The organism is Pseudomonas sp. LB3P58, from assembly GCF_054897895.1.
Window position 1 is genome coordinate 3,990,345 of the sequence record NZ_JBUBVE010000001.1, and the last position, 11,224, is coordinate 4,001,568.

Sequence of the window (11,224 nt, forward strand, 5' to 3'; positions counted from 1 at the left end):
ACAGGGTATTCGAGACCATCAGAAAGGTCATACATCAGCGCAAAAGAATAATAAACACTCCAGAAAGCGCCATTTTGTTGAACAACTACTCTTGCGGGATGAAAAAACGTAGTTGTATGATGTCTATCAACATCGCAACACCCAGTCGCACCCCGCATAAAAATAATCAGTGGGAGATAACGCAGTGAATACATCCATATCCGGGATGAACGATGGCGCCGATTCGGTCCTGAAATCCGCCATCTCGAAAGTGAAACGCCATGTACTGCCGCTGTTCGTGATCATGTTCATCGTCAACTACATCGACCGCGTGAACATCGGCTTCGTCCGCGCCCACATGGAACATGACCTGGGCATCGGCGCTGCCGCCTACGGCCTCGGCGCCGGTCTGTTCTTCATCGGTTACGCGCTGTTTGAAGTCCCCTCCAACATCCTCCTGCAAAAAGTCGGCGCGCGAATCTGGCTGACCCGCATCATGCTGACCTGGGGCGTGGTCGCCGCTTGCATGGCGTTCATCCAGAGCGAAACCCACTTCTACATCCTGCGATTCCTGCTGGGCGTGGCCGAAGCAGGTTTCTTCCCCGGAGTGATTTACTACTTCACCCGCTGGTTACCTGGCGTTGAACGCGGCAAGGCGATTGCGATTTTCCTCAGCGGTTCGGCGATTGCTTCGCTGATCTCCGGCCCGCTGTCCGGGTTACTGCTGCAAATCAGCGGTTTCGGCATGCACGGCTGGCAGTGGATGTACTTCATTGAAGGTATGTTCTCGGTCGGGTTGTGCGTGTTCGTCTGGTTCTGGCTGGACTCCAAACCCCACGATGCCAAATGGCTGAGCCGCGCCGAACAAGACGCACTGGTCAAGGCCATCGACGACGAACAACTGGCCCGCGAAGCCGCGACGCCGATAAAACCGTCGTTGGGCACCCTGCTCAAGGATCGCCAGATCATCCTGTTCTGCCTGATCTACTTCTTCATCCAATTGACCATTTACGCCGCGACCTTCTGGCTGCCGAGCATCATCAAAAAGATGGGCGACCTGAGCGATATTCAGGTCGGGTTGTTCAACTCGATTCCGTGGTTGCTGTCGATCGTTGGCATGTACGCCTTCGCTTCGCTGTCGGCCAAATGGAAGCATCAACAAGCCTGGGTCGCCGCTGCCCTGCTGATCGCAGCAGCCGGGATGTTCATGTCCACCACCGGTGGGCCGATCTTCGCCTTCGTTGCGATCTGCTTTGCCGCGCTGGGTTTCAAATCGGCGTCGTCGTTGTTCTGGCCGATTCCACAGGCCTATCTGGATGCGCGAATTGCGGCAGGTGTGATCGCGCTGATCAACTCGGTGGGCAACCTCGGCGGCTTCGTCGCGCCGACCACGTTCGGTCTGCTGGAAGAACGCACCGGTTCGATTCAGGGCGGGCTGTACGGCCTGGCCGCGACCTCGATCATCGCCGCGATCATCGTCTTCGCCGCACGCAACAAACCGAAATCCGCACCTGCCGTCGCACTGGCCAAACCAGCGTCCAACCACGCCTGAACACTCATGTAAGAGCACTGTTTTGAAGGACATAACAATGAACACACAAGAAACCGCCAAAGCCCCGATCATCACCAGCATGCAGGTGGTTCCAGTGGCCGGTCACGATGGCATGTTGCTCAACCTGAGTGGCGCTCACGGGCCATTTTTCACCCGCAACATCGTGATCCTGAAGGACAACGCCGGTCACACCGGCGTCGGAGAAGTACCGGGCGGAGAGCGCATTCGCCAGACCCTCGAAGACGCTCGCTCATTAGTGGTTGGCAGCCCGATCGGCACGTACCAGAAGATCCTCAATCAAGTGCGCCAGACCTTCGCCGATCGCGATGCCGGCGGTCGCGGGTTACAGACGTTCGATTTGCGCATCACCATCCACGCCGTCACCGGCCTGGAAGCCGCCCTGCTCGATCTGCTCGGTCAGCATCTGGACGTGCCGGTCGCCGCCCTGCTCGGCGAAGGTCAGCAGCGCGATGAAGTGAAGATGCTCGGTTACCTGTTTTATGTCGGTGATCGCAACGAAACCGACCTGGCCTACCGCAGCGAGCCGGACGCCGCCAACGACTGGTTCCGCGTACGTCACGAAAAAGCCATGACCGCCGACGCCGTGGTGCGTCTGGCCGAAGCGGCTCACTCGCGCTACGGTTTCAAGGACTTCAAACTCAAGGGCGGCGTGCTCAGTGGCGATGAAGAAATCGAAGCCGTCACCGCCCTGGCCGAACGCTTCCCCGATGCGCGCATCACCCTCGATCCGAATGGCGCGTGGTCGCTGAAAGAAGCCATTCGCCTGTGCCGGGATCAGCATCACGTCCTGGCTTACGCCGAAGACCCGTGCGGCGCGGAAAACGGCTATTCGGGCCGTGAAGTCATGGCTGAATTCCGTCGCGCCACGGGTCTGAAAACCGCCACCAACATGATCGCCACCGACTGGCGGGAAATGGGCCACGCGATCCAGCTGCAATCAGTGGACATTCCCCTGGCCGATCCGCACTTCTGGACGATGCAGGGTTCGGTCCGCGTGGCGCAGATGTGCCATGAATGGGGTCTGACCTGGGGTTCGCATTCCAACAACCACTTTGATATTTCCCTGGCGATGTTCACCCACGTCGCGGCGGCTGCGCCGGGTGAAATCACCGCCATCGACACGCATTGGATCTGGCAGGACGGTCAGCGCCTGACCAAAGCGCCGCTGCAAATCGTCGGCGGCTGCGTGCAGGTGCCGAAGAAACCAGGGCTGGGCGTCGAACTGGACATGGATCAGTTGGCCAAGGCCCATGAGTTGTACAAAGGCATGGGATTGGGCGCGCGGGATGACAGCGTGGCGATGCAGTTTCTGATTCCGGGCTGGAAATTCGATAACAAGCGGCCGTGTCTGGTGCGTTAACGCTATTGGAATATCGCAATCCCTGTGGGAGCGAGCCTGCTCGCGAAGACGTCGGCACATCCAGCATCAATGTGACGGATAGACCGCTTTCGCGAGCAGGCTCGCTCCCACAGGTTCTTGTGCTGCTTGCAGCAGCCAGCCCTTGAACGCCGTCATTGCCGATGTTTCGGGGCGGGACTGCAAGCGGGTCAGCCAGTAACTGCCCGTAGTGATCCCGATAGCGAACGGTTGTTCGATTGCACCCGCCGCCAGTTGCCGGCCGAACATCAACGGCGGCGCCAATGCCACGCCCGCCCCTTGCAGCGCTGCCTCCATCATCGCCAGCGATGAGTCGAAGACGATGCTTCGGGGCGACGCTGTGTGGGTCGATAGGCCGGTGGCCTGGAACCATTCGGGCCACTCGTCCGTGCGATAGGAACGCAACAGCGTTTGCTGCAACAGGTCTGTCGGAGTTTTCAGTTGCCGGGCAATCTCGGGCACACACAACACCGATAACGGTGCCTCGATCAACCTCACCGCTGCAATGCCATGCCACGCCCCCGCGCCAAAACGAATCGCGTAATCCAGCCCTTCGGCCGCCACATCCACTCGATTGTTGTGGGTCGACAGGCGCAAATCTATGAACGGATGTTTCGCCTGGAAGTCGGTCAACCGTGGCAACAACCAGCCCACCGCAAACGTCCCCACCGCGCCGACCGTCAATACCTCGCGAAAATGTCCGCCTTCGAATCGCTCAAGGGTTTGCGCGATACGGTCGAAAGATTCGCGCAGAACCGGCAGCAGCGTTTCGCCCTCGCTGGTCAGCATAAGCCCGCGAGGCAAGCGCTTGAACAGGATCACGCCAAGTTGAGACTCCAGGCTCTTGACCTGATGGCTCACCGCCGCCTGAGTGACACACAACTCAACGGCCGCCCGAGTGAAACTCAAGTGCCGAGCAGAGGCCTCGAAGGCGCGCAATGCATTGAGCGGTAATTGAGGCCGGATCATGCCCACTCCAAAATTTTTCTAATGGCTCGTCCGAAATATCATCGGTTGTCGAACCTAGGCAGACTGCATAGATTTGGCTCGCCTATCAGCAACCCGGATTGAAAAGCCGCTCGGAGTGTAGCGGTTAGTATCCTTGAACCTCATGGAAAGTGACTCAATCATGCATAACAAACTCGCATCCTACAGCGCTTTCGCACTGTTCCTCAGCGCCGGTCATTGCGTTGCTGACGACCGCATCGAAGCCATCGTGAAGGCTGCCATCGAACCGGTGATGCAGCAACAGCGGATCCCCGGAGTCGCGGTTGCGATCACCGTCAACGGCCAACCTCATTACTTTAACTACGGCGTGGCCTCGAAGGAAAACGGCAAAGCCGTCACCGAAGACACCCTGTTCGAGATCGGTTCGGTGAGCAAAACCTTCACCGCCACCCTCGCCGCCTACGCTCAGGCCACCGGCAAGCTGTCCCTGTCGGACAAGGCCAGCAGCGTGCTGCCGGATCTGCGTGGCAGCGCGTTCGATAACATCAGCGTGCTGCAACTGGGCACCTACAGCGCCGGTGGCCTGCCGCTGCAATTCCCCGACGATGCCGATGCACCGGACAAGATGCTCGGATACTTCCAGCAGTGGAAACCGACCTATGCCGCCGGCACCCATCGGCTGTATTCGAACCCGAGCCTGGGGTTGTTCGGTTATCTGGCAGCCAAAAGCATGGGCGCGCCGTTTGATGACGTGATGGAAAAAACCCTGCTGCCGAAACTCGGGCTGAAACACACCTACCTCACAGTGCCACAGGCTGAAATGGGGTTTTATGCTCAGGGTTACAACAAGGATGACAAACCGGTGCGAGTTGGGCCGGGAGCGCTGGATTCGGAGGCTTATGGGGTGAAAACCAGCGCGGCGGACATGATTCGGTATGTTGAAGCGAACATGAAGCCGGCCAGCCTCGAAGACCCGATGCAACGGGCAATTGCCACGACGCATACCGGTTACTACAAGGTGGGCGAGATGACTCAGGGGCTGGGTTGGGAGTTCTACAACTACCCGGTCACCCTCGATACATTGCTGGCGGGTAACTCGACGCAGATGACGATGGAGGCTCACAAAGTCCAGTGGCTGACCCCGCCGCAACCTCAACCAGAAAACGTATTGATCAACAAAACCGGCTCAACAAGCGGCTTCGGTGCCTACGTGGCGTATGTGCCGTCGAAAGACATCGGCATCGTGATCCTGGCCAACAAAAACTACCCGAACCCTGAACGGATCAAGATTGCTCATACGATATTGAGCGCACTGAGCAAGTAGCCGAGAAACGCGATTTCTCGTAGCAGCTGTCGAGCCTGCGAGGCTGCGTTCGGCTGCGCAGCAGTCGTGATCCGGAAAATGCGGTTTTCCTGAAAGAACGCGGTTGCAGATTTTACGACGGCTTCGCCGCCGAACGCAGCCTCGCAGGCTCGACAGCTGCTACAGATCTCCAGCAGGCAAACAAAATGGGCGACCCCTTGAGGTCGCCCATTGTCGTTACTGCGTCAGCTCAATGCCGAGTCGGCGGCTGAGCGTCAGGTGCAGCGCTTCTCGGATCAAGATTTTCCCGTGCCTGATTCACCAACAACTCGGTGACCGCCGCCAATTGCTGAATCGACAGCAGCACTTTGCGGTTCGAGCCTTCCAGTTTCCCGGCAAAATTCGCAATCAGGACATTCAGGGAGGCAAGGTTTTCGCAGGCCTGATTTAGCAGGGTCAGTGTGTCGACACCAGGAGCAACAGTGAAAATCTGCTGGGGCGTGGCGGTACGCCTGGGGCTTCGGGTGACTGCGCCTTTCGCGGTTTCACACGGCTTCGCGGGATCGAGATGATCGGCGTCGGTTGGGGTTTGCGGTTGATGCTTGCTGAACTTTTTCACAGACGAGGCTCCTTTTTGTGCCATTGGTGTTTTTCGTCCCTGGATCCCTCAGTGTCGCGGATTCCCACGTCCGACCGCGTTTTTGCGGTGGCTGACGAAGGCTAGCGGTGCGCTCTGACAGAAACCAGTTCATCAAGACCGACAGGACTTGCAGGAAACTTCCGAGACCAATAGAAGCCAGTACATCTCACCCTGGAACACCCTTTTTTTAGCGATTGCCGAGCAAAAAAATGGGCGACCTCTTGAGGTCGCCCATTTTTCATTGTTGCTACAAAAGTCTGCGTTTAATCATCCGGCATTTCAGGCGGCTTGGCAGGTTTCGCCGACTTGCCTGGTTTTGCGCCCTTGGCGCCCTTTGCGCCATTGACCGGTTCAGCCGCTTCAACAGGCGTCGCGACCGTCATCGCTGCGGCTTCTTTCTCAGTCGCTGGCAAGGCGTCGATCGTGTCGAAAATTTTCTTCAAGTCGACCGATTTTGATTCATCCCCCGAACTCTCAAGTTTCTTTTCGCCGTCCTTGCCCACCAGGATGACTTTGCTCTTCGCGCCGGCCCCCAACTTGAGCGAGCGGATCAATGCCGCCGTGTCTTGTGGCCCCAGGTCTTTGCCCTCGCGCTGGCCCATCAAATTGAGCACGGTGTACAGGACCATGTTTCGCTCGGTGAACCCCTTGCGGTTGGCCGGCTCATCCAGCGACTTTTTCAGGCTGACCCACGTGGGATCGACCGTACTTGGAGCGATGACAATCAACGGCCGGGACCTGCCCTTGTCCATATCCAGCGGTGAGCCGTCATCGGCAGCGAACAAGGGGCCGGCGAATGCCAGCAGGGTAGCCAGGGTCAATGACCTGATGAGCATGCGCATCTCCTTTTGATATCCACGCTCTAATGATTGCGCATCGCGGCGTTCGTTCCGGGTGACGCACGCAATTATGTCTCGCCTTGCCCCAAGCTTAGGTCAGGGCGGTCATTGCGCAACAGGCTGAGCTAATCTCATAGCTCAACAACCAAGCCCTGATCCGCCGTGAGGACCTGTGCATGAGCGCTCAGTTGAACCACACCATCGTCTGGTGTCGCGACAAGCAGACATCAGCCAACTATCTGGCAGACATCCTCGGTCTGCCCGACCCAGAACCCTTTGGCCCGATGCTGATCGTCAAGTTCGACAACGGTGTGTCGCTGGACTTCTACGACAATGACCCGCCGATAGTCTCTCAGCACTACGCGTTTTTGATCGGTGACGAGGATTTCGATGCGGCCTTCGCGCGCCTGCAAGCCCGACAGCAACCCTGGTGGGCCGACCCCGGCAAACAACGACCAAACGAGATCAACGATTACGGCGGTGGCCGGCGGGTTTATTTCGATGACCCGGACGGGCATCTGCTGGAGATTCTGACCCGGGCCTAAGGGCGCCTGCCAAGCGGGTTTGTTTCTGGAACCTCTACCCGATTAAAAGGCCAGTTTGTACCCGATCAGCACCAGCATCGTGGCCAGGCAAGGCCGCAGCACTTCATCGGAGATACGGCCAGTGAGGTGGCTGCCCAGGTAAATCCCCGGCAGCGAACCGATCAGCAAGTAACCCAGCACGTGCCAATCCATGTTGCCCATGCTCGCATGGCCGAGGCCGGCCACCAGGGTCAGCGGTACGGCGTGCGCGATTTCCGTGCCCACCAGGCGGCGGGTCGGCAGCAGCGGATAGAGAATGAACAACGCGACGGTGCCCAGGGCGCCAGCGCCGATGGACGTCAGGGCAACCATGGTGCCGAGGACCAGGCCGGTAATCACGGTCAGCGCATTCAAGCGGTTGCCGCTGGGGTTGTAATGACCGCCCGCGCGTTTGTGGGCGAAATCGAGCAGGCGTTTCTTGAAGAAAATCGCCAACGCCGTGGCAAACAGGACAAAGCCCAAGGCCTGCTTGATGACCGCGTTCATCGCCTCGGGCGACGTTTGCAAGGTGCTCAGAAACCACAACGTCAGCGCCACCGCTGGCACACTGCCGAGGGTCAGCCAACCGGTAATGGCCCAGTCGATGTTCTTGTTCTTTCGATGAACCAGCACGCCACTGGACTTGGTAATCGCCGCGTACAGCAAATCCGTCCCCACTGCGGTGGCCGGATTGACGCCGAACCACAACAGAATGGGGGTCATCAACGAACCGCCACCGACCCCGGTCATCCCGACAATAAAGCCGACCACCAGACCTGCCACGACTAAACCGAAATTACCGAATTCCATTAACACGCCCACAAAAAACGCATGAAAAATCTGGCTCGCAGCATAGCGATTTTTCTTATAACCACATATATCGATGCGATCTATCTTTATGCACTTCTTCGCTTACTGCACTGGCAAGAAATTCAAAAACAGCAAACTCTGCGCGTAGTTCAAGCCGATCCGTCGGTAGCGTTCGTCCAGCATCTGCGTCAGCAGGTCCAGCCGCGCGACGATCTTGCCGAACTCCACGGCAAAACTCAGGTTGCTGCCCTCCTCCGAAATTTCGTTGGAAAACAACAATGGCTCGCCGTTCTTGCTTTGCCGCTGGCTGAGTATCCAGGTGGCTTTCTCGATATTGCGGGCGGCGTTGCTGACGAACGTCGGGTTGATCACATCCGTCATGTAGAACTCGAGCCGATTGCCGTGGGCGGTGACGAGCATGCTGCCGATGGCGTAGATGAAGGCACCGACCCGGTCGCCGAGAAACTCCGGGCTCATGGCATAACTCAACGCTGCCAGGTCCTTTTTGCCACCCAGGGTCGGCAGCGGTTGTTGCTGTTCGATGGCCATGCGCACTTGCTTGCCAGCGGTGCGGGCGTCGAGGAAGCCGGACTTTTTCAGCTCGTCCGGGTTGCGCAGGTAGAGCTTGCTCATCAGCAGGTAGAGGCTGTCGAGGTTGTCGCGCATCGCCAGGGTCGCTATGCGGTCGACGCTGGTCTGGAGGAATTCCTGGGGTTTGCCTTCGCGGAACTGGCTGACGATGTCGCTGCCCTGCTGCTGGCTGCACCCGGAGGTTGCGAGCATCGACAAGCAGGCCAACAGCAGGCAACGGCGGCGGATGGGTGTGGTGGTGAGAGGTAAAACTCGAGCCATGGGTTATTGAACTTGGGCATGGGCCGGCGGTGGGGATTCGCCGCAGGCTGGCCAAGGATAGAGCCGTGAATCCTTGAAAAGTGCAGTGCCGACGGTCCATAAGCGTTGGCATCCGTTAAGAGGACCACCACATTAGTCATACTTTATAATTGCAACAGCTCATACGTAAGCTATAAATCCTTCCTTGATCGCATTGAAACGCGATCATTAGTATGACTACTTCGTCAAAAACAACAAAAAGGAAGGTCAACCATGCTTCAATCCCGACACCCACTCTGCGTCCTTGGACTGTCCCTGATGATCGCCACCCTCTCCGCCCAGGCCGCCGGCCTGTCCAGCGAACACAAGTCCTTCGGCAAAACCAATGACGGCACGCCCGTCGAGCAATACATCTTGCGCAACAGCCATGGCCTGACCGCCACGGTCATTACCTACGGCGGCATTCTGCAGTCGCTGAAAGTGCCGGACAAAAACGGCAAGTTCGACGATGTGGTGCTCGGTTTCGATAACGTGCAGGGCTACCAGAGCGGCACCGCGTACTTCGGTGCGACCATCGGGCGCTTCGGCAATCGCCTGGCCAACGGTGCTTTCGAACTGGACGGCAAGCGCTATCAGGTACCGCTCAACGACGGTTCCAATTCGCTGCACGGCGGCCCCAAGGGTTTTGACAAAGACGTCTGGAAAGCCCAACCGAGCAATGGCAAGGATTCGGTCGGCGTGACCCTGACGTACCTGTCGGCGGACGGTGAAATGGGCTTCCCCGGCAACCTGAAAACCGAGGTCACCTACAGCCTCAACGAGCACAACGAGCTGCGCATTGACTACAAGGCTTCCACCGATAAAGCCACGGTGTTGAATCTGACCAATCACAGCTATTTCAACCTGGCCGGCGCCGGTAACGGCGATGTGCTGAAACAGCTCGCCACCCTGCATGCCAGCCATTACACGCCGGTTACCGGCAAATTGATCCCGACCGGCGAACTGGCCCCGGTGGCCGGCACACCGATGGACTTCACCCAACCGACCGCCATTGGCAAGAACATCAAAGCCGATCACCCACAGTTGAAATTTGCCGAACCGAAACAGGGCGGCTTCGATTTCAACTGGGTGCTGAACGCCATGGGTGATGTGGATCAACTCGCCGCCGAGGTCAGCGATCCGCAATCCGGTCGTCGCTTGCAGCTCTACACCAGCGAGCCCGGTGTGCAGTTCTACACCAGCAACTTCCTCGACGGTTCGGTCAAGGGCAAGGCCGGCAAGGTCTATCCGCACTGGGGCGCGTTCACGCTGGAGACCCAGCACTATCCGGATTCGCCGAATCAGCCGACCTTTCCGTCCACGCGCCTGGACCCGGGCAAGACCTATGCCCAGAGCACTGTAATGAAGTTTTCTGTCAAATAAACCTGCGACACAGACGCATTTGCTGTGACCTCCTTTCTGGTGCTCGACGGAACCACCGGGCTATTCTGCTGCCCACTGAAGTATCGATCGAAATTCAGAAAGGAGATTTGAATGCGGACCCTCGAACTGGCCGGCGTCAATGTACCGGTCATCGGCCAAGGCACCTGGCGCATGGGAGAAGACCGTTCCCGGCACACCCAGGAAGTGGCTGCATTGCGCCAAGGCATCGAATTGGGCATGACCCTCATCGACACCGCTGAAATGTACGGCGAGGGCGGCGCGGAGGAAGTGGTCGGTGAAGCCATCGCCGGCAGGCGTGACGAAGTGTTTCTGGTCAGCAAGGTGTACCCGCACAACGCCAGCCGCAAAGGCATCCCCCAGGCGTGCGAACGCAGTCTGCGGCGGCTCGATACCGATTACATCGATCTCTACCTGCTGCACTGGCGCGGCCAGTATCCCCTCGAAGAAACGGTCGAAGCCTTCGAACGTCTGCGCGAAGAAGGCAAGATCGGTCGCTGGGGCGTCTCCAATTTCGATGTCGACGACCTGGAAGAACTGGCCTCACCGGCCTGTGCCACCAATCAGGTGCTCTACAACCTGGAAGAACGCGGCATCGAGTTTGATCTGCTGCCCTGGAGCCGCCAGCATCAAATGCCGGTCATGGCCTACTGTCCGATCGGTCAGGGTGGGCCTATGCTGAACCATGCAACGCTCAAACAAATAGCCGCCCGTCACCGTGTGACGCCGGCCCAGGTAGCACTGGCATGGATGCTGCGTAAGGAAGGCGTGATCGCCATCCCCAAAGCGGTCCGACCCGAGCACGTGCAACTCAACGCGCAAGCCGCGCAATTGCAACTGGAGGCTGGGGATCTGGAGGCGCTGGACCAGGCGTTTCGCGCGCCACAACGCAAACAGCGGTTGGCCATGGTCTGAGCCAT

General features: G+C 58.4%; 11 protein-coding genes. 6 read left to right on the top strand and 5 right to left on the bottom strand.

Going from position 1 to position 11,224, the window contains the following annotated elements; genetic code table 11:
• Positions 1-184: 184 nt before the first annotated feature.
• Both ACYZTZ_RS18580 and gudD read left to right on the top strand, forming a co-directional pair.
• Positions 185-1,531, top strand: a complete 1,347-nt coding sequence (locus tag ACYZTZ_RS18580) for an MFS transporter (RefSeq protein WP_461999283.1) — start codon at positions 185-187, stop codon at positions 1,529-1,531.
• A 37-nt stretch (positions 1,532-1,568) separates the two neighbouring features.
• Positions 1,569-2,912 carry a glucarate dehydratase gene (gudD, locus tag ACYZTZ_RS18585; RefSeq protein WP_461999284.1) on the top strand — a complete coding sequence of 448 codons (1,344 nt, stop codon included), beginning with the start codon at positions 1,569-1,571 and terminating at the stop codon, positions 2,910-2,912.
• A gap of 66 nt (positions 2,913-2,978) precedes the next feature.
• Here gudD and ACYZTZ_RS18590 read toward each other — a convergent pair whose 3' ends face one another.
• A complete protein-coding gene (locus tag ACYZTZ_RS18590; RefSeq protein WP_461999285.1) occupies positions 2,979-3,899 on the bottom strand; it encodes a LysR family transcriptional regulator in 921 nt (306 codons plus the stop codon).
• A 142-nt stretch (positions 3,900-4,041) separates the two neighbouring features.
• Here ACYZTZ_RS18590 and ampC point away from each other — a divergent pair, with 142 nt between their 5' ends.
• Positions 4,042-5,202 carry a class C beta-lactamase gene (gene ampC, locus ACYZTZ_RS18595; protein WP_461999286.1) on the top strand — a complete coding sequence of 387 codons (1,161 nt, stop codon included), beginning with the start codon at positions 4,042-4,044 and terminating at the stop codon, positions 5,200-5,202.
• A gap of 229 nt (positions 5,203-5,431) precedes the next feature.
• Here the strand turns inward: ampC and ACYZTZ_RS18600 are convergent, their stop codons facing one another.
• Complete coding sequence (locus tag ACYZTZ_RS18600; protein WP_461999287.1) at positions 5,432-5,800, bottom strand: DUF6124 family protein; 369 nt, start codon at positions 5,798-5,800, stop codon at positions 5,432-5,434.
• A 284-nt stretch (positions 5,801-6,084) separates the two neighbouring features.
• Complete coding sequence (locus ACYZTZ_RS18605; RefSeq protein WP_461999288.1) at positions 6,085-6,657, bottom strand: DUF4174 domain-containing protein; 573 nt, start codon at positions 6,655-6,657, stop codon at positions 6,085-6,087.
• A gap of 179 nt (positions 6,658-6,836) precedes the next feature.
• On the opposite strand from ACYZTZ_RS18605, the gene ACYZTZ_RS18610 reads away from it, so the two are divergent.
• A complete protein-coding gene (locus tag ACYZTZ_RS18610; RefSeq protein WP_461999289.1) occupies positions 6,837-7,205 on the top strand; it encodes a VOC family protein in 369 nt (122 codons plus the stop codon).
• 42 nt (positions 7,206-7,247) lie between these two features.
• Here the strand turns inward: ACYZTZ_RS18610 and ACYZTZ_RS18615 are convergent, their stop codons facing one another.
• Positions 7,248-8,033, bottom strand: a complete 786-nt coding sequence (locus ACYZTZ_RS18615; protein WP_046047606.1) for a sulfite exporter TauE/SafE family protein — start codon at positions 8,031-8,033, stop codon at positions 7,248-7,250.
• A gap of 102 nt (positions 8,034-8,135) precedes the next feature.
• A complete protein-coding gene (locus tag ACYZTZ_RS18620; protein ID WP_461999290.1) occupies positions 8,136-8,885 on the bottom strand; it encodes a hypothetical protein in 750 nt (249 codons plus the stop codon).
• A 252-nt stretch (positions 8,886-9,137) separates the two neighbouring features.
• Here ACYZTZ_RS18620 and ACYZTZ_RS18625 point away from each other — a divergent pair, with 252 nt between their 5' ends.
• Together ACYZTZ_RS18625 and ACYZTZ_RS18630 are read left to right on the top strand one after the other, a co-directional pair.
• Complete coding sequence (locus ACYZTZ_RS18625) at positions 9,138-10,286, top strand: aldose epimerase family protein (RefSeq protein WP_461999291.1); 1,149 nt, start codon at positions 9,138-9,140, stop codon at positions 10,284-10,286.
• A 111-nt stretch (positions 10,287-10,397) separates the two neighbouring features.
• Positions 10,398-11,219: an aldo/keto reductase gene (locus ACYZTZ_RS18630; RefSeq protein WP_461999292.1), complete on the top strand. Its 822-nt coding sequence runs from the start codon at positions 10,398-10,400 to the stop codon at positions 11,217-11,219.
• The last annotated feature ends 5 nt before the right edge of the window (positions 11,220-11,224 follow it).